Origin of the sequence: Mycolicibacterium chengduense, from assembly GCF_033741155.1 — a bacterium.
Lineage (GTDB): Bacteria > Actinomycetota > Actinomycetes > Mycobacteriales > Mycobacteriaceae > Mycobacterium.
In genome coordinates, this window is record NZ_JAWQNH010000004.1 from 610,012 (window position 1) to 634,834 (window position 24,823).

Annotated in this window: 23 protein-coding genes; 6 read left to right on the forward strand and 17 right to left on the reverse strand. The window is 67.4% G+C overall.

Annotated elements, in window-relative coordinates; all coding sequences use genetic code 11:
• Positions 1-55 precede the first annotated feature (55 nt).
• Genes SBI67_RS18000 through SBI67_RS18010 form a run of 3 tightly spaced genes read right to left on the reverse strand, consistent with a single transcriptional unit; the run spans position 56 to position 1,906 of the window.
• Complete coding sequence (locus SBI67_RS18000) at positions 56-847, reverse strand: Fpg/Nei family DNA glycosylase (RefSeq protein WP_318981853.1); 792 nt, start codon at positions 845-847, stop codon at positions 56-58.
• 15 nt (positions 848-862) lie between these two features.
• On the reverse strand, positions 863-1,342 hold the full coding sequence (locus SBI67_RS18005) for a ribose-5-phosphate isomerase (protein ID WP_266049241.1): 480 nt from the start codon (positions 1,340-1,342) through the stop codon (positions 863-865).
• Between the two features lie 18 nt (positions 1,343-1,360).
• Positions 1,361-1,906, reverse strand: a complete 546-nt coding sequence (locus tag SBI67_RS18010; RefSeq protein ID WP_318981854.1) for a TetR/AcrR family transcriptional regulator — start codon at positions 1,904-1,906, stop codon at positions 1,361-1,363.
• Positions 1,907-1,988: 82 nt separating this feature from the next.
• On the opposite strand from SBI67_RS18010, the gene SBI67_RS18015 reads away from it, so the two are divergent.
• Complete coding sequence (locus SBI67_RS18015) at positions 1,989-2,918, forward strand: aldo/keto reductase (RefSeq protein ID WP_318981855.1); 930 nt, start codon at positions 1,989-1,991, stop codon at positions 2,916-2,918.
• Here the strand turns inward: SBI67_RS18015 and SBI67_RS18020 are convergent.
• The 4 genes from SBI67_RS18020 to SBI67_RS18035 form a co-directional block, all read right to left on the reverse strand.
• The gene (locus SBI67_RS18020) at positions 2,871-3,830 is read right to left on the reverse strand and encodes an isopenicillin N synthase family dioxygenase (RefSeq protein ID WP_318981856.1); all 960 of its coding nucleotides are present in this window, start codon (positions 3,828-3,830) and stop codon (positions 2,871-2,873) included. The two genes, SBI67_RS18015 and SBI67_RS18020, sit on opposite strands and share 48 nt — an antisense overlap.
• On the reverse strand, positions 3,827-4,267 hold the full coding sequence (locus SBI67_RS18025) for a nucleoside deaminase (RefSeq protein ID WP_318981857.1): 441 nt from the start codon (positions 4,265-4,267) through the stop codon (positions 3,827-3,829). Before SBI67_RS18025 ends, SBI67_RS18020 begins: the two co-directional genes overlap by 4 nt.
• Complete coding sequence (locus SBI67_RS18030; RefSeq protein ID WP_318981858.1) at positions 4,264-5,658, reverse strand: purine-cytosine permease family protein; 1,395 nt, start codon at positions 5,656-5,658, stop codon at positions 4,264-4,266. Before SBI67_RS18030 ends, SBI67_RS18025 begins: the two co-directional genes overlap by 4 nt.
• Positions 5,659-5,780: 122 nt before the next feature.
• The gene (locus SBI67_RS18035) at positions 5,781-6,389 is read right to left on the reverse strand and encodes a mycothiol-dependent nitroreductase Rv2466c family protein (RefSeq protein WP_318981983.1); all 609 of its coding nucleotides are present in this window, start codon (positions 6,387-6,389) and stop codon (positions 5,781-5,783) included.
• Between the two features lie 182 nt (positions 6,390-6,571).
• Between SBI67_RS18035 and SBI67_RS18040 the strand changes: the two genes are divergently transcribed.
• A complete protein-coding gene (locus SBI67_RS18040) occupies positions 6,572-6,898 on the forward strand; it encodes a hypothetical protein (RefSeq protein WP_318981859.1) in 327 nt (108 codons plus the stop codon).
• A 12-nt stretch (positions 6,899-6,910) separates the two neighbouring features.
• Here the strand turns inward: SBI67_RS18040 and SBI67_RS18045 are convergent, their stop codons facing one another.
• The 4 genes from SBI67_RS18045 to SBI67_RS18060 all read right to left on the reverse strand — a co-directional run bounded on the left by SBI67_RS18045 (position 6,911) and on the right by SBI67_RS18060 (position 11,988).
• Complete coding sequence (locus SBI67_RS18045) at positions 6,911-8,308, reverse strand: S8 family peptidase (RefSeq protein ID WP_318981860.1); 1,398 nt, start codon at positions 8,306-8,308, stop codon at positions 6,911-6,913.
• Positions 8,309-8,350: 42 nt separating this feature from the next.
• Positions 8,351-9,577 (reverse strand): phospholipase D-like domain-containing protein, encoded by a 1,227-nt coding sequence (locus SBI67_RS18050; RefSeq protein ID WP_318981861.1) that lies wholly within the window; start codon positions 9,575-9,577, stop codon positions 8,351-8,353.
• A gap of 201 nt (positions 9,578-9,778) precedes the next feature.
• On the reverse strand, positions 9,779-10,555 hold the full coding sequence (locus SBI67_RS18055) for a copper chaperone (RefSeq protein WP_318981862.1): 777 nt from the start codon (positions 10,553-10,555) through the stop codon (positions 9,779-9,781).
• 14 nt (positions 10,556-10,569) lie between these two features.
• Positions 10,570-11,988, reverse strand: a complete 1,419-nt coding sequence (locus tag SBI67_RS18060; RefSeq protein WP_318981863.1) for a tyrosinase family protein — start codon at positions 11,986-11,988, stop codon at positions 10,570-10,572.
• A gap of 191 nt (positions 11,989-12,179) precedes the next feature.
• On the opposite strand from SBI67_RS18060, the gene pepN reads away from it, so the two are divergent.
• Together pepN and SBI67_RS18070 are read left to right on the forward strand one after the other, a co-directional pair.
• Positions 12,180-14,738 (forward strand): aminopeptidase N, encoded by a 2,559-nt coding sequence (pepN, locus tag SBI67_RS18065; RefSeq protein ID WP_318981864.1) that lies wholly within the window; start codon positions 12,180-12,182, stop codon positions 14,736-14,738.
• Positions 14,739-14,830: 92 nt separating this feature from the next.
• Positions 14,831-15,172: an HNH endonuclease gene (locus tag SBI67_RS18070; RefSeq protein WP_318981865.1), complete on the forward strand. Its 342-nt coding sequence runs from the start codon at positions 14,831-14,833 to the stop codon at positions 15,170-15,172.
• Between the two features lie 77 nt (positions 15,173-15,249).
• On the opposite strand, the gene SBI67_RS18075 is transcribed toward SBI67_RS18070, so the two are convergent.
• Genes SBI67_RS18075 through SBI67_RS18085 form a run of 3 tightly spaced genes read right to left on the reverse strand, consistent with a single transcriptional unit; the run spans position 15,250 to position 16,610 of the window.
• Entirely contained in the window at positions 15,250-15,723 is a 474-nt protein-coding gene (locus SBI67_RS18075) for a DUF5130 domain-containing protein (RefSeq protein ID WP_318981866.1), read from the reverse strand.
• Positions 15,710-15,940 carry an aa3-type cytochrome oxidase subunit CtaJ gene (gene ctaJ, locus SBI67_RS18080; protein WP_266049251.1) on the reverse strand — a complete coding sequence of 77 codons (231 nt, stop codon included), beginning with the start codon at positions 15,938-15,940 and terminating at the stop codon, positions 15,710-15,712. The genes SBI67_RS18075 and ctaJ overlap by 14 nt, the downstream gene beginning before the upstream one ends.
• A 25-nt stretch (positions 15,941-15,965) precedes the next feature.
• On the reverse strand, positions 15,966-16,610 hold the full coding sequence (locus SBI67_RS18085) for an HNH endonuclease (protein ID WP_318981867.1): 645 nt from the start codon (positions 16,608-16,610) through the stop codon (positions 15,966-15,968).
• A 142-nt stretch (positions 16,611-16,752) separates the two neighbouring features.
• Between SBI67_RS18085 and SBI67_RS18090 the strand changes: the two genes are divergently transcribed.
• Positions 16,753-17,157 (forward strand): globin, encoded by a 405-nt coding sequence (locus SBI67_RS18090; RefSeq protein WP_318981868.1) that lies wholly within the window; start codon positions 16,753-16,755, stop codon positions 17,155-17,157.
• The gene (locus tag SBI67_RS18095) at positions 17,157-18,686 is read left to right on the forward strand and encodes a glycoside hydrolase family 13 protein (protein WP_318981869.1); all 1,530 of its coding nucleotides are present in this window, start codon (positions 17,157-17,159) and stop codon (positions 18,684-18,686) included. The genes SBI67_RS18090 and SBI67_RS18095 overlap by 1 nt, the downstream gene beginning before the upstream one ends.
• Before the next feature lie 52 nt (positions 18,687-18,738).
• Here the strand turns inward: SBI67_RS18095 and SBI67_RS18100 are convergent, their stop codons facing one another.
• The 3 genes from SBI67_RS18100 to SBI67_RS18110 are packed head-to-tail and all read right to left on the reverse strand — an operon-like array spanning position 18,739 to position 24,732.
• Entirely contained in the window at positions 18,739-19,398 is a 660-nt protein-coding gene (locus tag SBI67_RS18100) for a DUF8010 domain-containing protein (RefSeq protein WP_318981870.1), read from the reverse strand.
• Positions 19,395-19,817, reverse strand: a complete 423-nt coding sequence (locus SBI67_RS18105; RefSeq protein ID WP_318981871.1) for an acyl-CoA thioesterase — start codon at positions 19,815-19,817, stop codon at positions 19,395-19,397. Before SBI67_RS18105 ends, SBI67_RS18100 begins: the two co-directional genes overlap by 4 nt.
• Complete coding sequence (locus SBI67_RS18110) at positions 19,810-24,732, reverse strand: NAD-glutamate dehydrogenase (RefSeq protein ID WP_318981872.1); 4,923 nt, start codon at positions 24,730-24,732, stop codon at positions 19,810-19,812. The genes SBI67_RS18105 and SBI67_RS18110 overlap by 8 nt, the downstream gene beginning before the upstream one ends.
• Positions 24,733-24,823 lie beyond the last annotated feature (91 nt).

A 24,823-nucleotide genomic window follows, 5' to 3' on the forward strand; every position in this document is an offset into this window, starting at 1 on the left:
AGATCCCCGACGAGATGATCACTGCAATCACAACGATCGAAGACATGCTCCAAAGCTAGGACTGGCAGTTCGGGCACCAGAAGACGTTGCGCGCCTCCAGTTCGGCGGTGCGGATGGTGGTGCCGCACACCCGGCACGGATCCCCCGCCCGGCGGTACACGTAGGTGCGCGGCCGGCCCTCGCGATAGGACGGGGCGCCATGGTCGTCCTCCGGGCGCACGACCACGATCTTGCCGCGCCGCACCCCGACCTTCATCAGCGCCACCAGATCGGTCCACATGTCCCCGAACTCGCGTGCGTCGATATGGGTGCCGGGGCGGTAGGGGTCGATCCGATGCCGGAACAGCAGTTCGCTGCGATAGACATTGCCGACCCCGGCCAGCACCGTCTGGTCCATCAGCAGACCGCCGATGGTTCTGCGGGACTTGGCGATTCGCTTCCATGCCAGCTCTGGGTCGGCGTCGGAACGCAGCGGGTCCGGGCCGAGCCGGGCCACCACGTCGTCGACGCTGGGCTCGTCGATCAGCTCGCAGACGGTAGGCCCGCGCAGGTCGGTGCCGTACTCGGCGCCCACCATCCGCATCCGGACCTGACCGACCGGCAGCGGTAGCGGTACCGGCGCCTCGGTGAAACTGCCGTACAGCCCGAGGTGCACGTGCACCACCGCGCCGCCGGCGTAGTGGTGGAACAGGTGCTTACCCCAGGCGTCGGCCTTGCGCAGCACCTGTCCGTTGACGGCGGCGGCGTCGGGGAACTTGCCCTGCGGGCTGGACACCGTCACCGGTGCGCGTCCGAACCGCTTCTGATGCAACCGGGCCAGCCGGTGCAGGGTGTGCCCCTCTGGCATCGATCGGGCCGTAGATCAGGCGGGTGCGCCCGGGACCGGCGGCGCGATGTGGTCCTTCTCGTACTGGGCCAGGATGTCGATCCGGCGCTGGTGCCGCTCGGCTTCCGACCACGGCGTGGACAGGAAGGCATCGACGATGGCCAGCGCTTCCTCGGTGGTGTGCATGCGACCACCGATGCCGACCAGCTGGGCGTTGTTGTGTTGGCGGGCCAACTGCGCGGTCTCGACGCTCCACGCCAGGGCGCACCGGGCGCCGGGCACCTTGTTGGCCGCGATCTGTTCGCCGTTGCCCGAGCCGCCCAGCACGATGCCGAGGCTCTCCGGGTCGTTGACGGTCTTGATGGCGGCGGCGATGCAGAACGCCGGGTAATCGTCGTCGGCGTCGTAGGCGTAGGCGCCGCAGTCGATCGGCTCGTGGCCGCTCTTGAGCAGGTGGTCGATGATCGTTTTCTTGAATTCGAATCCGGCGTGGTCGGCACCGATGTAGACGCGCATGGCGGTAACCCTAACCTGTCAGCGTTTCGCCACCAGAGCGTCGACCAGGAGGTCGAGCAGGCGGGCGGCCTGCCGGGGGGACCTGCTGGCCAGCACGATGCCCAACATGCTCGTCACGACGTCGTCGGGGTCGACGTCGTCGCGCAGGCTGCCGTCCTGGGCACCCGCGCCGAGCAGGGCCGACATCGCACCGACGATGGCCTCCCTGGTCTGACTGGGTTGCACCACCCCGGAGGCGAACATCGCCTGCAGCGATTCGGCCATCCCGCGCTTGGCGGCGACGAAGGTGGCATACCGGTCCATCCAGTGTCGCAGCGCCGGCGCCGGGTCATGCCGCTGCAACAGCTCGTCGGCCGACGCCGCGACCTCCGCGAGCTCGGTGGAGTAGACCGCCTCGATCAGCGCCTCCCGGGTGGGGAAGTGCCGATACAACGTCCCGATGCCGACGCCGGCGTCGCGGGCGATGGCCTCCAACGAGACCGGTCCGTCGGCCGTGGCGAACGCCGCGGCCGCGGTCGCCAGCAGCCGGGCGCGGTTGCGCCGGGCATCGGACCGTTCCGCCATAGCGGAGGCACCTCCGTTTTGTTACGGTGAAAGCGGAGGTTCCTCCGCATCGCTGTCCAGTATGACATTCCAGGAGCTCGGCATGACCACCTCACACCCCGGCGGTACCGGCACCCTCGGCCAGCACGCCGTCGCCCGAATCGGCTACGGCGCCATGGGACTCGAGCACGACGTCCCCCATGACGACGCGGTGGCGGTATTGCGCAGAGCCGTCGCGCTGGGCGTCAACCACATCGACACGGCGTCCTTCTACGCCGACGGCGTGGTGAACCGGCGCATCCGGGATGCGCTCTCGCCGTATGCCGACGACCTGGTGATCGTCAGCAAGGTCGGCGCCCGGTCCGCCACCTCCGGACCGCTCCCGCTGGCGCTGGCCCAGCAACCGGCCGAGCTACGCGCCGCTGTCGAACTGGACCTGGCCGGGCTGGGACTGGAACGAATCCCGGTGGTCAACCTGCGCCGGGCCGACCTGGGGCCGGGCCTGATCGCCGAGGGCGACCAGATCGTCGACCTGGACCACCAACTGGCCGAGCTGATCACGTTGCGCGACGAGGGCAAGATCGGCGCCATCGGCATCAGCAATGTCGACCTGGCCACCCTGCACCGCGCACTGCCGGCCGGGATCGTGTGCGTTCAGAACGCCTACAACATCCTCAATCGCACGCACGAGGACGAACTGGCGCTGTGCACCCAGCGGGGCATCGCCTGGGTACCGTTCTTTCCGCTGGGCTCGGCTTTTCCCCGCTTCCCCAAGGTCGCGGACAACGTTGTGGTGCAACGCATCGCGAGTGAGCTCGGCGTCACCGGCGCCCAGGTCGGGCTGGCCTGGCTGCTGGCGCACGCCCCGAACATCCTGCTCATCGCCGGCACCTCCAAGGTGGCACACCTGGAGCAGAACCTGGCCGCCGGCGATATCGCGTTCAGCTCCGAACAGTTGGCGGCACTGGACGCCGTCGCGGCCGAACTACCCGATGGTGATGGCGTCGAGGCGTTCCTTGATGAACGCCGATGACGTCACCGGATCCAGGCCGGCGACCTTGCCGATCGGCGGCTCCAGCGGCGTGACCAGAGCGTCGTGGTTGGCCTCGTAGAAGTAGATGAGCGAGACGAGATCCTCTTCCGGTGCATGTGGCTGCGGCGGCAGCACGCGGTGCCGGCCCGACGGCCACCGCCGTCCGCTCCAATACTCCAGCAGATCACCGATGTTCACCGTGAGCGCGCCCGGCTGCCACGGCGCGTCCTCCCACCCCGCCGCCTCCGAGAAGACCTGCAGTCCCCCGGCACCCGGCTCGCGGTCCAGCACCGTCACGGTGCCGAAATCGGTGTGCGGCCCGATCCGGAACTGCCCCGGCTCGGGCTCACCCACCACGCTCACCGGCGGGTAATGGTTGATGTTCATCGTCCACGTCGGCCGATCGGCCAGCGCGGCAAAGGGATTCGCGGGTAAGCCCAGCGCGTGGGCGAACAGGGCCAACAGATCGTCGGACACCTTGCGCATCTGGGCGGTGTATTCGGCCACCAGGCCCTGCAGACGCGGCACCTCGGCGGGCCACACGTTGGGTGCGAACCAGATCCGGTCCACCTCGGGATCACCGGTCGCGGTCTCCGCGCCCAGGCTGTAGCTCTCCTTCAGGTCCGGCGGGGTCTCGGTGCCCTCGGCGTAGCCGTTGGCCTCCGCACCCGGGCCGATCCAACCGTGCCCACCGACCGGCACCGAGTAGCGCCGCTTCACCTCGTCGGGCAGGGCGAAGAACTCCCGGGCCGCGGCCCGCACACCGGCGGCCAGTTCCGGATCCACCCCATGTCCGGTGATCACGATGAACCCGGCCCGCTGCAGACCCTCGTCCACCTCCACCGCCAGCGCGTCGGCATCGGCACCGCCGGCATACCAACGGGAAATATCCACCGTCGCAATGGCACTCATTCGCCGATATCCTCCGCCCACAGTTCCGGCTTGGCGGCGATGAACTCTTCCATCATCGCCACGCATCGTTCGTCGTCCAGCAGCGTAACCGCCACCCCGTGCTCGGCCAGCCAGTCGTGGCCGCCGTGAAAAGTGCGGGCCTCCCCGATCACCACCGCACCGATGTTGAACTGCCGCACCAGCCCGCTGCAGTACCAGCACGGCGACAGGGTGGTGACCATCACGGTGGACCGGTAACCGCGCTGACGGCCCGCAGCCCGGAACGCATCGGTCTCGGCGTGCACCGACGGATCATCGTTCTGCACCCGGCGGTTGTGCCCGGCACCCAGCAACTCCCCGTCCGCACTGAACAACGCCGCACCGATCGGGATCCCACCCTCGGACAATCCTTTTCGGGCTTCCTCGACCGCGACGTCGAGCATCTGCTCCGGTGTCATACCAGGGCACGCTCCGCGGCGACCTTGGACCGGCACAGCACCAGGTAGCTCGCGCCGGCGATCAGGAAGCCGACGAAGAAGGTGATGTCACCGAGCTGGGGCACCCCGCGGGCGATGAAGCCGACAAACTTCTCCTGGTTGGAGAACAACAGCACCGAGACCACCAGGCCGAGCAGGAATGCCGACAGCCCTGGCCAGTTCGCATACGAGCGGTCGTACAGGAATCCGGCGACCGACTGCCCGCGGCGCAGGTACTGGTCGGCGAACACCACGCCCAGCCACGGCCCGATCCAATACGCGATGATCAACAGGAACGCCTCATAGCTGGCCGCGGCGTCAGCCAGGGCCCACCAGGCGATCAGGAATCCCGCCACCCCGAAGAACACGGTGACCAACGCGCGCGCCACGTGGTGCGGCAGCTTGATCCCGATGGTGACGAACGCCATGGCGCCGGAGTACACGTTGATCGCATTGGCAGCCACCGCACCGATCGCGATGGCCAGCAGCGTCAGCTTCGCCAGCCAGGAGCCCAGCTCGGAGGTGAACGCCTCGGTGGGATTCTCCGACAGGGCCGGACCGATGGTCACCGACGCGGCGCCGACCACCTCCAGCACCACACACGACACGAAAAGTCCTGCGGCGGCGAACCACCCGGTGCGTTTGGTGTTCACACTGGACGGCAGGTAGCGGGTGTAGTCAGCGGCGTACGGCGTCCAGCCGGCGGCGTAACCGAACGTGGTGCCGACCGTCAAGAGGAAGCCACCAAGGCCGCCGACGCCGCCCTCCACGGCCGGCGCACCCGGATGGGACTTGGCCAGGATGGCCACCGAGGTGATCACGAAGATGACCGCAAGCACCGGGAAGGCCCACCGCTCGAAGGCCTGCACCAGGTTGTGCCCGAAGAAGGCCAGCGCGGTCTGCAACACCACGATGATCACCAAGGCCAGTAGCGGACCGATATGGAACAGGGTGGACAGCGCGAAGGCCCCGCTGACACTGTTGGTGGCGAACCAGCCGACCCCGGCCGTCACCGACATCAGCACCGCGGGAACCACATTGCCTTTGAACCCGAAGGGCAACCGGCCCAACACCATCTGCGGGACCCCGTGCAGCGGTCCGCGCGCCGACAGGAAGTAGTGCGCAATGGCACCGAGCCCGGTGCCCACCACGATCCCGGCGACGGCCTGCCAGAACGTCATGCCGTAGTAGGCGACCGCGAGGACGCCGACGAAGATGGTGGCGAATTCGAGGTTGGGCGAGGTCCACGTCCAGAACAACTGACTGGGCTTGCCGTGCCGGTCGGCCTCTGCGATGAACTCATTCCCGCCGGGTTCGACTGCTGCGATCTTGTCTCGATAGGACCCGTCGGTGGTGGGTTCGGCCGCTGTCATGAGAGGTACTTTCTCATCTCGCACCGCGGCGCGCAGTGCGGATCAGCCGGTTATGTGCGAGGGTTGCCGGCGGAATCCTCGATGAACATCCGGCATCGCGACCGATTCCGCATGTCAGACGCCTAGTCGAACTCGGGTGACTCCGTCCGCGTGCGCTTGAGCTCCCAAAAGTGCGGGTAGGCGGCGAAGATCACCGAGGCGTCCCACAGCTTGCCGGCCTCTTCGCCCCGCGGGATGCGGGAGAGCACCGGGCCGAAGAACGCCGTCTTGTTCACGTGAATGGTCGGCGTGCCGACATCCGGGCCGACCGGGTCCATGCCCTCGTGGTGACTCTTGCGCAGCGGCTCGTCGAACTTGTCACTGGTGGCCGCCTCGACCAGTTCGGCGGGCAAGCCCAACTCCTCCAGCGAGTCGCGGATGACCACGTCGAAATCCTTGTTGCCCTGGTTGTGGATCCGGGTGCCGAACGCCGTGTAGAGCGGGCCCAGGATGTCCGGCCCCTTGGCCTGCTCGGCTGCGATGGCCACGCGGACCGGGCCCCACGCCTTCTTCATCATCTCCAGGTACTCCTCGGGCAAGTCACGCCCTTCGTTGAGCACCGCAAGGCTCATCACGTGGAAGTTGATGTCGATATCGCGCACCTTCTGGACTTCCAAGATCCAGCGGGAGGTGATCCACGCCCACGGGCACAGCGGATCGAACCAGAAATCTGCGACATCTTTCTTCGCCATGGCGGTGAGTCCTCTCGACGTGGGCATGACAATCCTCCCAACACAACTGCGGTGGCGCGGCCGATGTTCCCGGGACGGCCCTCGACCCCCTCCACAGTGGCCCGGTCCGCGCTCCGATCACGGCTATCCTGGTAGGCGAACGCACAGGTCACCGAGATCGCGACGACTCACCCAGGAGAGGCATGACCGCCAAGATCTCTCCCTCACTGGAAGAGCGGCTGAAGTCGGTCGCTTCGGACGAGCCGCTGGAAGTCATCGTGCAGCTCGAGCCCCCGCAGATTCCTTTCGAGGGATCGCGCGCCGAGCGAATCGACGCCACCAGGACGACGTTCAACCGCATAATGGCGGACCTGACGAGCCGGTTGTCCTCGACGGGCGGAAAAGTGCTCGACGGGGCCTGGATCAATTCCACGGCTCGTATTCTCGCGACGCCCGATCAGATCAAGACCCTGGCTGACGACAAGGATGTGCAGTCCATCGACTCGCCGGTTGGCCTCCAACCCGACTGATGCCCCCGCCCGCTAGTTCAGCTGGAGAAGTCCATGTCCTTGGTCGTTGGGCGTGAACCCCGGCAGCTTCCGAGCTGAGCGAAGCAGGTGCTGGCGTATGTCATCCGGATGCATCTGCGGGTTCTGTTGCAACAGGAGAGCAATGGCACCGGTGACCTGTGGCGCCGCATAACTGGTGCCGTACCCCGCGTCACCGAAACCGCCCGCGGTCAAGCAGCAGCTAAGCCTGGCACCATCCGACTCGCCGCCGGGTGCGACGAGATGCGGACGTGTACGCCGCAGCGCCGGTCCCCTGCTGCTGTAGTCGCAGACCAACGTGCCACCGAGGTCGGTCCCACCGACCACGATGACGCCGTCGGCATCGGCCGGCGTGGTCATGGTCGAACGCAGCGGACCGTCGTTCCCGGCACTCTTGACAACCAGCATGCCCAAGGCCCAGGCAGAGTCGACAGCGATCGCCTCGCGGCTCTTGGTCTTTGTGATGGCGCCGGCCCCCCACGAGCAGTTCGCCACGCCCGCTCCGTCCTCGAGAGCCTGCTGGATCGCCAGGGCCCCGGCGTGGTCGTCGGCGTGCAAGAAACGATTTGTCGCCAGCACCTTGTAGTTGTAGACCGTGACCCCGGGTGCAATACCCCCGTTGTCCCGATCGTCAGCGGCAATGAGGCCGGCCACGGCGGTGCCGTGGATCCCGGGATTGCCCCACGGTTCGGCAGTGTAGTTGCGCCGCTGTACGACGCGGCCGGTCAACGCCGGATGCATGCCTGCCACTTCGGAGTCGATCACCGCGACTGTGACACCGTGGCCGGTCAGACCTGTCCGCTCGACGAAATCGGGCAGCTTGATCGCGACGTGATCGACGGAAGCGGCCTCAGGCTGAAGCAGCCGCGGAATATCGATCGAGGTGACCGCACTGTCCGCCGTGACATCGGCAAGCGCCTCCGGGCCCGCCCAGGTGCGGACACTGCGGTTGAGCCAGCACACCTGGGTGACCAGCGACTGAATCTGCGGCCAGCCCAGAAATTCGGGCGAGAGCCCCACCGTGGTCGTCGACAGTCGGTCGATCTCGGTGTAGACGGGCGACATCACCTGATAGTTGGCGGTCCGCACGCGCTGGATCGCCTCGGAGCGATCGAGCGTCCGGTCTCCGCCCGTCGGCGGTTCCTCGGTGAGCGCCTGAAGTGCGGCACTCGGTTCGAATTCCAACACCGTCGGCATCGGCTGCGGGGGCGCGCCGGCGACGCCCAGCGCCTCGGGCTGCAGCCCCCGCGCGACCGGTTGACCGAAGGTCCGTTGATACACGCTCAAACAAAAACTGTCAGAAGCCTTTTCGGCCATATGGCTGCCGTACACACGTTTGGTGTACGAGCGCGCGGCCCGGTACTGTTCCCTGTCGGTCTGCGTCGGTGTCATCAAGTCTCCTTTCACGGCCTCGGATCGTTGCTCGCGAGGACGTCAAACCTCCTGGTAGTCACCGGGTTCTACCTTGATGAACCCGCCAGCGCCCAGCGCTTCCGGGGCCAGGGACTCCGGGGTTGCCCCCGGGCCGGCGAAGATCTGGTCTGGTGTCTTGAACGCGGTACCCCAGTCGGTGTCGAATACTGCCCCGAAGTACTGAGCTATCCCGGAGTGCGGCACCCACAGTCCTGCCTCCCGATTCTTGGTCACAGCAAAATCCGACCAGTTCTGCGAGCTGATAAGAACCTTGGCGTCATCGACGACGATCATCTTGTTGTGGCAGTGCACCAATCTGTCGGTGTTGATGTAGCGGATATGAGTGCCCAACTTGAGGGCGAAGTCGGCGGCGAGCAGCTTCAGGTTCCTGTGCTCCGCATCAAGGTCCGCGCGGCTGAACACCCTGCCCAAGATGATGCGCACCTTCAGACTGGGACGTGCGCTGCGAGCTGAGGCAATGGCCTCCAGCAGTGTGCGGACCTCCGGTTGGTGAGCCTTGATGTACTGCTGCTCGATGTCGATGGATGTGGTGGCTGCTGCGATCAGCGGCGGCACCACGCTCATGTAATTGTCGGGGCTGAGCACAGGTTGCACCCGCAGGCCGGCATCAAGTTGAAAATGCTTACTGGGGAACAGCTTCGACGGTCGCTTGCTCGGGGCTCGTTCGAGCAGGACCTGCGTCGCTTGCGCCGCTTCGGCTTCCGGCTGCGCCACGGCGGGGGCATCGGTGCTGGCTTGCATGTCCGCACGCAAGATTACGGTGAACAGCTTGGCCAGCGGCCTGGACCGAACCGCGAGTCCCGCGTCGCGATTACCAGTGCGGAATTGCGCTCCTGCGAGACCGTCGGCTTCGTTGAGCGGAATCGAGTTGGCGCTGTAGTTTCCACTCTGCACCAGGGTCCACTCGTCGTCGATCACGATGACTTTTTCGTGTGAGGACGCGAACAGGTGGATGTTCTTGTTGGCGCACGAAGGCGCCGAGACCCCCTCGACCCCCACGTCGACAAGCTCATCGAAGAGCTTGTCCTCGTCGGCGCCGTCGATGTCCAGCATGAGCGCGACCCGCACCCCGCGGGCCAGCGCATCGAGTACCAGCTGCTTCATATGTGGGGCGGTGAAGTCGTAGATACCGATCAGTATCGATCTCTTCGCTTCGTCGAACAGCTGCTTGGTCACCGGGTAAGTCGAGTCGGGAGACGCATAGGCGATGATGTCGCTGCGCACCACAACAGGGGAGATCTGCCGCGGTCGGTAGCCTGCGAGCCGGCACTGCCGGGGCACCATCTCCGGCTGCACCAGTCCCAGCGCCGGCGGGCTTGAGGTGTCACGTGCCTCGGCGGCGAGGCCGCCGTCGAGCAAGCTGGTCTTTGCGGTCCAGATCGGCATTTCAGAAGTCCTTTTCGGTCGAGTGCTGCGCGGTCGGTCAGTTCAGATGAGCAGTGCGATCGCGGCCATCACGACCAGACCGGCCGCTACCGGTCGTACGACACGATCGGGTCGCGAAGTGTATTTCTCCGTCATGATGAGGGCGGTCACGGGAAGCATCAGCCACGAGCGCGACTCGTGGCCGGCCGCAACCATTGCCGCCATCAGCGCCCAGCACGCGCCGATACATGTGCCTGCGTGGACCAGACCACGCGCGAGGCAGCCGGTATCAGCTCGCCAACCGTCGGGTGGCAGGGGCCGAAGCCGATGACATGCCCTCAGCAGCACTACCTTCCAGCCCGTCAACTCCCATAACGCCGCCACAACGAGGGCCGCGGAGAAGAGTCGAGGTGGCGGTTGCCCGATCCCGGGCAGCGCAGTCGCAGTCACCACCCCCAGCGCAACCCAGGGAGCGAGGTATCCGAAGGTGAAGATCGCCTGGCCACGGTGGCGCCGACGCCAACGGCTGCCCAACGCCACGGCGCGCGCGGCCGGCAAGATGGTGGGGAGCATCATCGCCAGCACCATCAAGATCCAGTGCGACATGGTCACATGCAGCGCGTCCACACTGGTCCCAGCGGGGTTGCCGACGGTGTGGGAGTGGACGACTGCTTGCGAAGGTCGCCCGTGAGGCGCGACGGCATCCAGGGCGAATATCGCCATCCACGCCGTGATGGCGATCGGCACCAGCGGCCATTCCGGATATCGCCAGTGCGCCCGCCGCGTCGCTGCGAGCACGTCGCCGATGCCGCAGTGCAAAGGAGTCCCCGCGAAGGTCATGGGAGTCGGCCCAATTACTGGAAGTGCACGCTGACTTGACCGATGTCAACGGTGCCGGGTTGCTGTCGGGCACCGGCAACCCGTTGCTCAGCCTCCGGCTCCACCGCCGGCGGTCGCACATAGAGCGGCACGAACCGGACACTCACGCGGTCGCTCCATTCCCCTTTCGCCTTGAGGCTGCGATAGAGGTCGGTGATGTCGAAGACCAGTTGCATTCCCTCGGGGTGGTCGGTGCGCGGATCACCGAGCCGCTCGATCCCGAACGTCGAAGCGGTTCCGACAAAGTGGTCGTCGGGCGTCGCCGGGTCGTCGTCGGGCACGTTCAGATAGACCGCGTACGGCACGCGCGGGACGTCCGGGCTGGTGAGGCCGTCGAGTTGCAGATACACCCGGCTGGGCTCGGCCTCGGCCGCCAGCGGGCCCGCCGGCATCCCGATCGGAAAGCGCACGGAGGCGGTGTTCCCGGTGAGTTGTACCGGTTTGTCAGTCGCCCCTACGAGCTGCGCGGGATGATCCGGTTCGGGCTCCATGGCCTCCCCCTCCAAGGGCGCGGAGGTGTCTTCATATGTATAGCCGAGCTGGGCAGCGGTGTTGAGGACCTGATCCGAAGTCATCGTCACCTCCGTGCCGGCGGAGTCGTGGAAGCGGAACCGCTGGCCGGTCAACCAATCAGGGTCGGTGGTGTTCGCGCGGCCGTGCCCGGTCCCCAGCCAGACCTGCCATAGCCGGTCGATGTTGGCGTGGTGCAACCAGAAGATTGGATCCGCGGGAGCGGTGTCAAGTTGGCTCATGTTTACGCCGACCGAGTTGTGCACGGAACCGTGCGGAGCCGCTTCGAGGGGACCTCCACCCTTGCGCTGATAGTGCATGAATCCGGTCTTCGAGCCGGCGAATCCCGGCGCGATATTGCTGGTTGCGAACCGGCGCGGCCGCAGCGCCGCGTCGATGAGAACAGCCCGCGGGTCGAGACTCTCACCGTTGTTCAGGAATCGGGTGCTGTCGAAGAGCGGGTTGCGCTGGCCGTCCAGCATCGGATCTGCGAAGGCGGGCGGCAGGAGGAGGGCTTGGGCGTCTTTGGAGTAGTTCCAGTACGGCAGAGCCCACGTGGCTTTGGTGTCATCGTCGATCGCCGCGTCCTGTTCGATGACCGATCGCAGGATCGCCTCGAAGTGGAAGAGGTACATCCGGTGCCACGGTAAGAAAAACCACGTGCCGTGCTGGCACTTGTTGCGGAATTCATCGGCCGCCGGCGCGTTGTCGTCCCAGTGAATGGCGGTCTGATAGCTCCAACTGGCGGGATCGACTCGATGTCCGGGAGCCCCATCCCGAGACTTGAGTACGCCGACAGCGCGGGCGTAGGCCCGGATGACAGGGTGCCAGGTGGCCTCACGCGACAGTGTCCAGATGTCCTGACGGATGCGGGAATTGGCCATGGTGAGATTTGCCGATCTTCGTGTGACTCAGTCGAGGTGATGCCGGGCCTTGGATATCGCCTGTGATGCCGATCACGCCAACGATCGCAGCGCCTCACCCCCTGTGGATGAGTAGTCGACTACTCGTTTCCCGCCACACAGCCCTCATCGACCGACTCCCGCACTCGCACTCGACGGACTACGTTGGTCAGGTGGCACTTCCCAATCTGACACGCGACCAGGCCGCCGAGCGCGCCGCGCTGGTCACCGTTGACAACTACCGCATCGATCTGGACCTGACGACCGGGGACAAGGTGTTCCGGTCCGTCACCACGGTGACGTTCGACGCGCTACCCGGGGCCGAGACGTTCATCGACATCGCCGCCGACACGGTGCACAGCGCCACCCTCAACGGTGTCGCCCTGGACGTGTCCGCCTACGACGAGTCCACCGGCATCGCGCTGACCGGTGTGCAGGCCACCAACGTCCTGGTCGTCGAGGCCGACTGCCGGTACTCCAACACCGGCGAGGGCCTGCACCGCTTCGTCGACCCCGTCGACAACGAGGTGTACCTGTACTCGCAGTTCGAGACGGCCGACGCCAAGCGCATGTTCGCCTGCTTCGACCAGCCCGACCTCAAGGCCACCTTCGCCGTCACCGTGACGGCGCCCGCACACTGGCAGGTGATTTCCAACGGTGCCACGGAATCGTCGGAGAACGGCGTGCACACCTTCGCCACCACCCCGAAGATGAGCACCTACCTGGTGGCCCTGATCGCCGGGCCGTACGCCCGCTGGGACGACGTCTACACCGACGAGCACGGCGAGATCCCACTGGGCATCTTCTGCCGCGCCTCGCTGGCCGAATACATGGATGCCGAGCGGCTGTTCACCGAAACCAAGCAGGGCTTCGGCTTCTATCACCGCAACTTCGGAATCCCCTATGCCTTCGGCAAGTACGACCAGCTGTTCGTGCCGGAGTTCAACGCAGGCGCCATGGAGAACGCCGGCGCGGTGACCTTCCTGGAGGACTACGTCTTCCGGTCCAAGGTGACCCGGTACAGCTATGAGCGCCGCGCCGAAACGGTGCTGCACGAGATGGCGCACATGTGGTTCGGCGACCTGGTCACCATGCAGTGGTGGGACGACCTGTGGCTCAACGAGTCCTTCGCGACCTTCGCCTCCGTGCTGTGCCAGGCCGAGGCCACCGAGTACACGCAGGCATGGACCACGTTCGCCAACGTGGAGAAGTCCTGGGCCTACCGGCAGGACCAGCTGCCGTCCACCCATCCCGTCGCCGCCGACATCCCGGACCTGCACGCGGTCGAGGTGAACTTCGACGGCATCACCTACGCCAAGGGCGCCAGCGTGCTCAAACAGCTGGTCGCCTACGTCGGCCTGGAAGCGTTTCTCGCCGGGCTGCGCGACTACTTCCGCGATCATGCGTTCGGCAACGCCACCTTCGGGGATCTACTTGGCGCCCTGGAGAAGTCGTCGGGTCGCGACCTGTCGCAGTGGGGCAGGCAGTGGCTCAAGACCACCGGGCTGAACACGCTGCGCCCGGATTTCGACGTCGACGCCGACGGGAACTTCACCCGCTTCGCGGTGCTGCAGTCCGGCGCCGCGCCGGGTGCCGGCGAGACCCGCGTACACCGGCTGGCCGTCGGCATCTACGACGACGATGCCTCCGGGAAGCTGGTGCGGGTGAACCGGGTGGAATTGGACATCGAGGGCGAGAGCACCGAGGTGGCCGAACTGGTCGGGGCCGCACGCGGCAAGTTCATCCTGGTCAACGACGAGGACCTGACCTACTGCGCGGTGCGGCTGGACCCGGACTCGTTGCACACGGTGCTAAGCCGGATCGCCGATTTCGCCGATCCGCTGCCCCGCACCCTGGCCTGGTCGGCGGCCTGGGAGATGACCCGTGAGGCCGAGATGAAGGCTCGCGACTTCGTCGCCCTGGTGATCAGCGGCATCCACGCCGAGACCGAAGTGGGTGTGGCGCAACGGCTTCTGCTGCAGGCCCAGACCGCGCTGAATGCCTACGCCGACCCGGTGTGGGCCAAGGAGAACGGCTGGCCCGCCTTCGCCGACGCGCTGCTGGACCGGGCGCGGGAGTCTGCGCCGGGCTCGGACCATCAGCTGGCCTTCGTCAACGCGTTGTGCACCTCGGTGCTGTCGCCCAACCACATCGCGGTGCTGTCCACCCTGCTCGACAACGAGCCGGCCGCGGTGAACCTGGCCGGCCTGGTGGTCGACACCGACCTGCGCTGGCGCATCGTCACCGCGTTGGCCGCAGCCGGGGCGATCGATGCCGACGGGACCGCATCGCCGTTCATCGACGGCGAGGCCGCCAACGACCCGACCGCCGCCGGCAAGCGCAACGCCGCCGCGGCCGCGGCCGCCCGCCCGCAGAAGGCGGTCAAAGAGGCTGCCTGGCAACAAGTCATCGAGGACGACACGCTGGCCAACATCACCACCAGGGCCATCGTCGGCGGAATCGTGCAGCCGGGTCAGACCGAGCTGCTGACCCCGTTCCGGGACCTCTACTTCGCCGCCATCGGCGGGGTGTGGGAGCGGCGCTCCAGCGAGGTGGCCCAGACGGTGGTCATCGGCCTGTACCCGTCGTGGGATGTCAGCCAGGGCGGACTGGACGCCGCCGATGCCTACCTGGCCGATCCCGACTTGCCGCCGGCCCTGCGCCGCCTGGTGCTGGAAGGCCGGGCCGGTGTCGAGCGGGCGCTGCGAGCCCGCAGCTTCGACATCAGCTAGCTTGCTTCCGCGAGCGGCCGCGTTTGCACGCCGACACGCCGTAGATCGCGTGCAAACGGGGCCGCTCGCCGGGGGTGCTTACGCTGCTGGCCATGGCCGCCCCCAACAGTCGGAGAGCCCGCGCGGCGCGCCGGCGAGCCCGCCGGGTCAAGGCGGCGATCAACGACCTCACCGAGGAGCAGTGGGCCGCGCTCAAGGCGGCGTGGAACGGTTGCGCCTATTGCGGCGCGACGGGCAAACCACTGCAACGAGACTGCGTCATGGCGATCTCCCGCGGCGGTCGCTACACCGTCGACAATGTGGTGCCCGCCTGTGCGGCCTGCAATGCCAGCAAGTGCAATGACGAGGTGACCAGCTGGATGCGGCGCAAACGCCTGGACGAGCGCGCGTTCCTGGAGCGCTACGTGGCGATCAGAACCGCGGGCCTGGCGTAAGAAACACGCGAGCGGCCCCGTTTGCACAGCCATGACGGCGTGTCGGCGTGCAAACGCGGCCGCTCGCGGAAGGAAACTCAGGCCGGGGAAACGCCGGCGGAGATCACCCGGACGGCGCTGATGAGGCCGTCGATGAGGTTGCCCTGCTTGAACGACGCGATGGCGGCCGACACCCCGAGCGGGGCGGCGGTCTCGATGCCGCGGCCCTTCAGGTCGGCACCGTAGACCACCTCGACGACGTGCTGGTCCGGCGAGACGGCCAGCAGCACGGCGTTGTCGGGGGTGGGCACCCGGCCCAGGATCTCGCGTGCGGTGGCAGCGGTGTCCGCACCGAGGGGCCCCAGGTACACCGCGAAGCGGGCCTTGGCCGCGCGGGCGCCGTACTTCAGTGCGTCGTCGAGGACGACGAGGTCCTTGGTGGGGAACGGGTAGTGCACCGACAGTTCGCCCGGCTCGGTGACACCCGAGATGCGGCCGCTGGAGGTCAGCGCGTAGCCGTAGGGCAGGTCGACGTCGGTCTTGGCCGTAGTCGCCAGATCACCACTTGCCACTTGCGGAACCTCCCACGTTCACATGTGCGCCGTGGCCGCCGTGGCCATGGTCGGCGGGCTCGTCCGACGCCCACAGGATGGGGTCGTGCGTCCACTTCTCAGACAGGTTGTAGGTCGCCGGGTGCGGGCCCTTGCGGGACAGGGTCACGACGGCCAGCAGCAGGAACACCACCAGCGGGACCCCGCCGAGCAGGGAATGGGTCAGTGCAATGCTCACGACGCAAACCGTATCGCAGGGCGTTTCACGCCGCGCCCTCACCCAAGTATCTGACCCAGGCCGGGTCGAGTTCCTTCACCGTGGACAGCAGGCGCCAGTGCTGTCCCTTGGGCGGCATCGGGGCCGCCCGCAGCGTCCAGCCCAGCTCACTGAGCAGATGGTCGGCCTTGCGGTGATTGCACGACGAGCAAGCCGCGACACAGTTCTCCCAGGAGTGCTCGCCGCCGCGGCTGCGCGGGATGACGTGGTCGACGGTGTCGGCCTTCTGCCCGCAGTAGGCGCAGCGGAAGCGGTCCCGGTGCATCAGTGCCGCGCGGGTCATCGGGATACGCGCCCGGTACGGCACCCGCACGAAGGTGCGCAGCCGGATCACCGAGGGCACCACGATCGTGCGGGTCGCGGAGTGGATGACCGGCCCGGACGGGTCGTCGTGCACCACATCGGCCTTACCGCACATCAACATGATCACCGCGCGCCGCATCGGCAGCGCGGTCAACGGCTCATAGGTGGAGTTCAGCAGCAACACCCGGCGCCGACCCCAGACCGTGGCGGGGTGGACGGCCGGCGGGACGTCGGCGAATTGCGATGAATGGGCAGCGACAGGAGTGACCGCGGCCGTGGGGTACCGGTAGCCCGCTCGTCGAGCAGGGCTTTTCTTGCGCTGCGACATTCGTCCTCCGCTGCACAGTCCACCATGGATCGGCGGCGACCGCACGCTAATTTGGCGGGTGTTCGCTGGTCAGTCCGATGAACATCGGGTGACGGGTCGCTGAGCCCGGCTATCGGCAGCACACCGCGGGCGATCCGGGACAATGGTCAACGTGACTCAAGCGGAGCGCTCGTTCTACGACGAAGTCGGTGGCCACGACACGTTCGACAAGATCGTGTCGCGGTTCTACGAGTTGGTGCGCGAGGACGAAATCCTGCTCCCGCTGTATCCGCCGGACGATATCGACGGGGCCGAGGAGCGGCTGCGGATGTTCCTGGAGCAGTACTGGGGTGGCCCGCGCACCTACTCCGACCAGCGCGGGCATCCGCGGCTGCGGATGCGGCATGCCCCGTTTCGGATCGGCTTCCTGGAACGCGACGCCTGGCTGCGCTGCATGCACACCGCGGTGGCGTCCATCGACGCGCAGACGCTGGACGACGCACACCGCACCATGCTGCTGAACTACCTGACCATGGCCGCCGACTCGATGGTCAACTCGGCGTTCTGATGATCCGTCACTTCGCTCGCCGGGAATGGTGGGCCGACGCCGTCTTCTATCAGCTCTACCCCCGGTCGTTCCGCGACAGCAACGGTGACGGCGTTGGCGACCTGGACGGCATCACCGAGCGGCTGGACTACCTGTCCGCGCTCGGGGTGAACGCACTGTGGCTCAACCCCGTGATGGTCTCCCCCATGGCCGACCACGGGTACGACGTCGCCGATCCTCGCGATATCGACCCGCTGTTCGGTGACCTGACCGCATTGGACCGGCTGCTGGCCGCGGCCCACGCTCGCGGCATCCGGGTGACCATGGATCTGGTGCCCAACCACGTCAGCTCCGCCCACCCCTGGTTCCTCGAGGCGCTGGCCGATCCGGCCCGGCGCGACCGGTTCATCTTCCGCGACGGGATCGGTGACGCGCCGCCCAACAATTGGGTGTCGGTGTTCGGCGGCCCGGCCTGGACCCGGGTGCCCGACGGACAGTGGTACCTGCACCTGTTCGACAGCGCCCAGCCCGACCTGAACTGGGAGCACCCCGAGGTCTTCGAGGACGTGGAGAAGACGCTGCGGTTCTGGCTGGACCGCGGCGTCGACGGATTCCGCATCGACGTGGCGCACGGCATGGCCAAACCGCCCGGGCTGCCGGACATGTCGCTCACCGACAACGCGCTGCTGCGCAACAAGGAAGACGATCCGCGTTTCGACAACGAGAGCGTGCACGAGATCCACCGCTTCATCCGGCGGGTGCTCGACGATTACCCCGAGTCGGTGGCCGTGGGTGAGGTGTGGGTGCACGGCAACGAGCGGTTCGCCAAATATCTGCGGCCCGACGAACTGCACCTCGGCTTCAATTTCCGGTTGGTGCAAGCCGATTTCGATGCCGCCGAGGTGCGGGCGGCGATCGACAATGCGATGGCCGCAGCCGATCTGGCCGGTGCCGTGCCGACCTGGACGCTGTCCAATCACGACGTGGAGCGTGAGGTCACCCGTTATGGCGGTGGCCCACGGGGACTGGCCCGGGCCCGGGCGATGGCCCTGGTGATGCTGGCGCTGCCCGGCGCGGTGTTCGTCTACAACGGTGAGGAACTCGGCCTGCCGCAGGTGGATCTGCCCGACGACGTGCTCCAGGATCCCGTGTGGGAGCGCTCCGGGCGCACCGAGCGTGGCCGCGACGGCTGCCGGGTGCCGCTGCCGTGGTCCGGTGACGCGCCACCGTTCGGGTTCTCGGCCACCCCGGACACCTGGTTGCCGATGCCCGCGGACTGGGCCGGTTTGACGGTGCAGCGCCAGGAAGCCGATCCGTCGTCGACGCTGAACTTCTATCGCCGCGCCATCGAATTACGTTCGGGGCGTGCCGAATTCGAAGGCGGCGTGCACTGGGTGCGCGACGGCGTGTTCACTCGCGACGGCGGGTTGCACTGTGTGCTCAACACCGGTGCGGCGCCGGTGACCTTGCCGGCCGGTGAGGTGCTGTTGGCCAGCGGACCGCTGCCCGGTGGCCTGCTGCCACCGGACACGGCCGCCTGGTTGGTGTGATCTGTGGAGCCGCACCCGTAATGATTACGGGTGCGGCTCCACAAATCGCTGCTCAGCGCAAGACCAGTGCCGGGTCGCCGATGCGCCGGTACACCGAGCCGAACCGGGCGTCGATCCGCAGCCAGGCCGGGTGCACTCGCACCCGCACGATCTCCTCGGCACTGACCTCACTGCCGGTGTACGGCAGGAAACCCAGTGCGGTCAAAGCGAATACGCATCGCATGGGGATGCCGACCCTGGTGTCGCCCGCACTCACGGCCAGCACCTCCTGGTCCAGCAGGGAGGCCGGCGGACCGTGGGCGCTGCCGTGCTCCTTGGCCAGCTCGGCGCCGCGGTCGGCCAGGTCCAGCACGGCGCGGGCCGGTACGTCGTCCAGGTGCGCGAAGCCGGTGTCCGGTGGCAGCGCCCCGCGCCAGGCCGAATCCATCGCGAAGCCCGGTTCGACGAAGCCGGACACAGCCATTGCGGGTAACGCGGTCACCAGGTGATCGGCGCCCACGCACAGGTCGGCGGGGCTCACCCGGCCGGCCACCACCCGACTGGCCAGCACGTCGAAACCCGTTGTCACCCAGGCGACGAGATGGGCGTCGTCGCGTTGCCGAAGCCGGATCACCGCGGCCTCGTCGAGGCGCAGGGTGCGTTCGGCGAAGGCGCCCAAGTCGTCACGGTGGGCCGGGCCGGCCAGCCAGATGCCGCGCTCTGCGGCGGTCACGCCGATGGCCGCAGGTAGCGCTCGAGGTACTCCCGATGATGCGGCGCCAGGCGCACCAGCTTCTGCTCTTCGATGCTGAACGCCGCCAGCTGGGTCTCGGCGATGACGGCCGGTTTGGAATCCGGGTCGGCGTGCACCGAGCGCACCTCGTAGCCGAGGGTGAAGTCCACCGCGCGCAGCCGATTGACCCAGATGGTGACCTGCAGCGGTGAATCCGTCAGGCGCACTTGGCCTTTGTAGGACACCTTGACCTCGGCGATCAAGAGTCCAGTGGTCGTGACGTCACCGGCGAACGGCTCGCTCAGGAACGGGACGCGGGCCTCCTCGAGGATGGTGACCATGGTCGCGTGATTGACGTGCTGGTACATGTCGATATCCGACCAGCGCACCGGCACCGGCGTGACGAACCCGTTAGCCACTGGTTCCCGTTCCACTCGTGCGGGTCATGCTCCGGATCTGGCGCGCGGCCACCGACAGAGTGGCCAGATCCCGCTCGCCCTCGGCGTAGATCTCGTCGAGGGTGCGGCGCGCGCGGGCCACCCGTGAGGTGTTGGTGACCTCCCACTCCTCGATCTTCTGCTCACCGGTCTCGTCCGGCTCGCCGACGGCCATCACGTCGAAGCACAGGGCCCGCAGCGAGCCGTAGATGTCATCACGAATGGCCAACCGCGCCAACGAATGCCACCGGTCGTCGCGAGGCAGCCGGGACACCGCGGTGAGCAGGCCGTCGGCGCCGAGGCGATCCATCAGAGCGAAGTAGGCGTCGGCCACCTCGGCGGCATCGCGCTCCAGGATGTCGCTGATATCGATGACGTCCAGCAGGCTGTACTGGTAGAGGCCGGTGGCGACCATGTACGCGACGTCCTCCGGCACGCCCTGGGCGATGAACTCGCCGGCGTCCTTCTCCACGATCGCCTTATCGTCTCCGCGCAGCCATTCCGACATCCGCGGGGTGAGGGCGGCGACCTTTTCGGCGAACCGGTTGATCTCCGCGCCGACGGCCAGGGGCTGCGGGCGGTAGTTCAGCAGCCAGCGACCGGCCCGGTCGATCAGCCGGCGCAGGTCCAGCGTCATCCGGTCGGTCACCGCGACCGGTACCCCGGCAGCACCGGCGGCACGGATCGCGTGCCACACCTCGCCGACCTTGAAGATGGCGTCGCTGGCCACGTAGCTGCGCACCGCGTCGACGGCACCGACGCCGACGTCCTCACTGATTCGGTAGGCATAGGTGATGCCGCTGGTGTCGACGAGGTCGTTGACCAGCATGGTCGACACGATCTCGCGGCGCAGCTGATGGTTGCGGATGTCGGCACCGAACCGGTCGCGCAGCTGGGCCGGGAAGTAGGACGGCAGCCTGGCGGCGAACACCTCCTGGTCGGGCAGGTCACTGGCCAGCAGCTGATCCTTGAGCGCCAGTTTCACATGCGCCATCAGGGTGGCCAATTCCGGTGAGGTCAAACCCAATCCGGCTTCGGTGCGGCGGCGGATCTCCTTCTCGTTGGGCAGCGCCTCCAGCTCGCGGTTGAGGTCGTGCTCGTCGACGAGCTCCTTGATCTGGCGGGCATGCACCGACAGCAGGCTGGGCGCATTGGCCCGGCTGGTGCCCATCAGGTCGTTCTGATCCTTGTTGTCGGCCAGCACCAGCTCGCCGACCTCGTCGGTCATGGACATCAGCAGCTCGGTGCGCTCGTCGGCGCCGACCTTGCCCGTGGTGACCAAGGAGTCGACCAGGATCTTGATGTTCACCTCGTGGTCGGAGCAGTCGACCCCGGCCGAGTTGTCCATGGCGTCGGTGTTCACATGCCCACCCGCGAGGGCGAATTCGATCCGGCCGCGCTGGGTCACGCCCAGGTTGCCGCCCTCGCCGATTACTCTGACCCGCAACTGATTTCCATTCACGCGGACGGGGTCGTTGGCGCGATCGCCGACCGCGGCATCGGACTCGGTCTCGGCCTTGATGTAGGTGCCGATGCCGCCGTTCCAGAACAGGTCGACCGGCGCCAGCAGCACCGCCTTCATCAGGGCGGGCGGGGTCATCTCGACGACATCGTCAGCCAGGCCGAGCGCGGAGCGCACCTGGGGGCTGACCGGGATGGATTTCTGCTCGCGACTGTAGACGCCGCCGCCTTCGCTGATCAACGACCGGTCGTAGTCGTCCCAGCTGGACCGCGGCAGCGCGAACATCCGCTCCCGCTCGGCCCACGACGTGGCCGGGTCCGGGTTGGGATCGAGGAAGATGTGTCGATGGTCGAAGGCGGCGACCAGCCGAATGTGCTTGGACAGCAACATTCCGTTGCCGAACACGTCGCCGCTCATATCGCCGACGCCGACCACGGTGAAGTCCTGGGTCTGGGTGTCGACACCCATTTCGCGGAAGTGCCGCTTCACCGATTCCCAGGCACCCTTGGCGGTGATACCCATCGCCTTGTGGTCGTAACCCACCGAGCCGCCGGAGGCGAACGCGTCGCCCAGCCAGAACCCGTAGGACTTGGCGACGTCGTTGGCGATATCGGAGAACGTCGCGGTGCCCTTGTCGGCGGCGACCACCAGGTAGGCGTCGTCGCCGTCGCGGCGCACCACACCGGCCGGGGTGACGACGGCACCGGTCGACTTCTCGACGTTGTCGGTGAGGTCGAGCAGGCCGGAGATGAACAGCCGGTAGCACGCCACGCCTTCGGCGCGCTGGGCATCGCGGTCGGCCGCGGCGTCACCGCTGGGCACCGGCGGCTGTTTGACGACGAAGCCGCCCTTGGCGCCGACCGGCACGATGACGGCGTTCTTCACCGCCTGCGCCTTGACCAGGCCCAGGATCTCGGTCCGGAAATCCTCCCGGCGGTCCGACCACCGCAGGCCGCCGCGGGCCACGAAGCCGAACCGCAGGTGCACGCCCTCGACCCGGGGCGAGTAGACGAAGATCTCGAACCGCGGGCGCGGCAACGGAAGTTCGGTGATCAGACCGGGATTGAGTTTGAAGGACACCACGTCCTGGGCGCGCGCGGAGTTCGGGTCGGTGACGAAGTAGTTGGTCCGCAGGGTGGCCTGCACCAGGCTGGCGAACGCCCGCAGCACCCGATCGGTGTCCAGGCTGGTCAGTGCGTCGATATCGGCGGCCACGGCGGCGGCCGCGGCCTGGGCGTCGCGCGGCGGTTGCGAGCCGGCGGGATCGGCTCCGGCCGGATCGAACAGCGCCTCGAACAGTTCCACCAACGAGCGCGCGGTGCCGGCGTTGTCGTTGAGCACCGTCTCGATATGGGACTGGCTGTACGGGAATCCGGCCTGGCGCAGGTACTTGGCGTAGCCGCGCAGAATGGTGACCTGCTGCCAGGTCAGGCCGGCACGCAGCACCAGCTCGTTGAACCGGTCGATCTCGGCCCGGCCCTGCCAGATGGCGGTGACGGCGTCGGCGAACAGCGTCGCGGTGGCATCGGGATCCTCGTCGATCGGGACGGATCGGTGCGGGGACACCTTGAACTGGTAGATCCACACCGGGAGACCGTCGGCGCGGGTCACGGTGAAGGGCCGCTCTTCGAGCACCACCACACCCATGCTCTGCAGCATGGGCAGCAGTTCCGACAGCGAGGCCGACCGGCCGCCCAGGTACCAGGTGAGCTTGGCGACCCGGTCCTCACCGGTTCCCTCGGCGAACACCAGCTTGACCGAGTTGTCTTGCAGCTCTTCGATGATCGCGATGTCGTCGATGGCCTCGGCGGGGGTGAACGCCTGCTTGTATACCTCCGGGAACGCCGCGGCGTAATGCTCGGCCAGGCCCTGGCCGATCGCGCCGGATTTCACCGATCCGATCAGCCGGTCGGCCCAGGTGCGGGACGCCTCGGTGAGCAGTTGCTGGATCCGGTTCTCGTTCTCCGCCGAGGTGTCGATATCGGCTCGGCGCACCCCCTCGGGCATCTTGACGGTGAAATGCACTACCGCCCAGGGTGATTCGCTGACCCGAGCGGCGTACTCGATGCTGACACCGCCGAGTTCGCGGACCAGGATGTCCTGGATCGCCAACCGCACCGCAGTGGTGTAGCGGTCACGCGGCAGGTACACCAGCGCGGACACGAAGTGCCCGAGTTGGTCGGCCCGCAGGAACAGCAGGGCACGCCGCAACGAACCCAGATCGACCACCGCCCGTGCGGTGTCCAACAGTTCCCCACTGGTCAGCGCGAACAGCTCCGAGCGCGGGATGGTCTGGATGATGTCGAGCATCAGCTGCGCGGGATGGCTCGGATCGGCCTGGGTGCGCGCCAGCACCTCGTCGACGCGGCGGGCGATCAGCGGAATCTCCAACACATTGGCATTCATGGCGGCCACCGTGAACAGCCCGACGAACCGGTGTTCGACGGCCTGGCCGGACACCACCCCGCCCGGGGTCTCGCGGATGACCACCATGTACGGATAGGCGCCGTAGCGCAGGAAACTGGGCATGGTGGCCTGCGCCAGTACCACCAGGTCCCCTGGTGCGGTCAGCTCGGGGAACACGTCGGTGCGCGAGCGCAGCACACCGAGCCGGCTGGCGGGGTCGACGGTGGCCGCGCCACCCTGCACCGCGCAGCGCTGATAGCCCAGCAGCACGAAGTGCCCGTCGGCCAGCCACCGCAGCAGCGACGCCACGTCGCGACGGTCGGGCCCGGCGAAATGGCCGGCATGGTCGGCGTCCAGCGCGTTGGCCAGGCCGACAAGGGTGGCGTTGAGAGCCGAGGAGTCGGCGGCGACCTGCCGGGCGTCGGCGAGGACGCTCGGCAGCAGCCTGGCCGCCTCGTCGACGGCGGCGGGGTCCGCGGTCGGCGCGAGCCGGACGTGGATCCAGGTCTCGTCGATGCCGTCGGCCGGCGCACCGGGTCCGACTGACGGGGCGACGTCGAGCAGCTCACCATCGGGTCCGCGGTGCACCCGCAGAACCGGATTCATGATCGACACGTAGTTGACACCGAGCCGGTGCAGCAGCACCGTGACCGAATCCATCATCATCGGGCTGGGATCGGTGACCACCTGCAGCGCCGGCGCGAACTCGGGTGAGGTCTCCGGCGTCGCTTCGCTCGCCCCACCAATTTTCCCCGTCGCTTCGCTCGCCCCGCGGGCTGCGGAAGGGTACACCGCGACCAGGGTCTCCCCCGGGGCCCGACGCCGGCCCAGTGCGGTGTGGGCCGCCAGCAGCTCCGGCGACATCACCTTGCCGGTGATGGCTCGATCGACCGGAACGGTGACGGCGACGTCACTGGACGGCGCGTCGCCGTGCGGGCCGTGATGGGTGGCCAGGTACGCCGTCGCCAGACGCCCCACAACGTCCTCGCTGAGACGCACCTGCTGTGGGGCTGCCGGTTTCACCGTCATGCCGAAGGCTCCTCACTCACGCCGGCGTGCCACCCTCGTTGGCGGCACGCACGAGCGACACTAGTCCTCCCGAGCGTCGCTCCGGCCCCTG

What these genes read in the sequence shown, in the direction of transcription:
- SBI67_RS18000 (WP_318981853.1), bottom strand. Translation starts at nt 847, where the DNA reads ATGCCAGAGGGGCACACCCTGCACCGGCTGGCCCGGTTGCATCAGAAG.
- SBI67_RS18005 (WP_266049241.1), bottom strand. Translation starts at nt 1,342, where the DNA reads ATGCGCGTCTACATCGGTGCCGACCACGCCGGATTCGAATTCAAGAAA.
- SBI67_RS18010 (WP_318981854.1), bottom strand. Translation starts at nt 1,906, where the DNA reads ATGGCGGAACGGTCCGATGCCCGGCGCAACCGCGCCCGGCTGCTGGCG.
- SBI67_RS18015 (WP_318981855.1), top strand. Translation starts at nt 1,989, where the DNA reads ATGACCACCTCACACCCCGGCGGTACCGGCACCCTCGGCCAGCACGCC.
- SBI67_RS18020 (WP_318981856.1), bottom strand. Translation starts at nt 3,830, where the DNA reads ATGAGTGCCATTGCGACGGTGGATATTTCCCGTTGGTATGCCGGCGGT.
- SBI67_RS18025 (WP_318981857.1), bottom strand. Translation starts at nt 4,267, where the DNA reads ATGACACCGGAGCAGATGCTCGACGTCGCGGTCGAGGAAGCCCGAAAA.
- SBI67_RS18030 (WP_318981858.1), bottom strand. Translation starts at nt 5,658, where the DNA reads ATGACAGCGGCCGAACCCACCACCGACGGGTCCTATCGAGACAAGATC.
- SBI67_RS18035 (WP_318981983.1), bottom strand. Translation starts at nt 6,389, where the DNA reads ATGGCGAAGAAAGATGTCGCAGATTTCTGGTTCGATCCGCTGTGCCCG.
- SBI67_RS18040 (WP_318981859.1), top strand. Translation starts at nt 6,572, where the DNA reads ATGACCGCCAAGATCTCTCCCTCACTGGAAGAGCGGCTGAAGTCGGTC.
- SBI67_RS18045 (WP_318981860.1), bottom strand. Translation starts at nt 8,308, where the DNA reads ATGACACCGACGCAGACCGACAGGGAACAGTACCGGGCCGCGCGCTCG.
- SBI67_RS18055 (WP_318981862.1), bottom strand. Translation starts at nt 10,555, where the DNA reads ATGACCTTCGCGGGGACTCCTTTGCACTGCGGCATCGGCGACGTGCTC.
- SBI67_RS18060 (WP_318981863.1), bottom strand. Translation starts at nt 11,988, where the DNA reads ATGGCCAATTCCCGCATCCGTCAGGACATCTGGACACTGTCGCGTGAG.
- SBI67_RS18070 (WP_318981865.1), top strand. Translation starts at nt 14,831, where the DNA reads ATGGCCGCCCCCAACAGTCGGAGAGCCCGCGCGGCGCGCCGGCGAGCC.
- SBI67_RS18085 (WP_318981867.1), bottom strand. Translation starts at nt 16,610, where the DNA reads ATGTCGCAGCGCAAGAAAAGCCCTGCTCGACGAGCGGGCTACCGGTAC.
- SBI67_RS18090 (WP_318981868.1), top strand. Translation starts at nt 16,753, where the DNA reads ATGGTCAACGTGACTCAAGCGGAGCGCTCGTTCTACGACGAAGTCGGT.
- SBI67_RS18095 (WP_318981869.1), top strand. Translation starts at nt 17,157, where the DNA reads ATGATCCGTCACTTCGCTCGCCGGGAATGGTGGGCCGACGCCGTCTTC.
- SBI67_RS18110 (WP_318981872.1), bottom strand. Translation starts at nt 24,732, where the DNA reads ATGACGGTGAAACCGGCAGCCCCACAGCAGGTGCGTCTCAGCGAGGAC.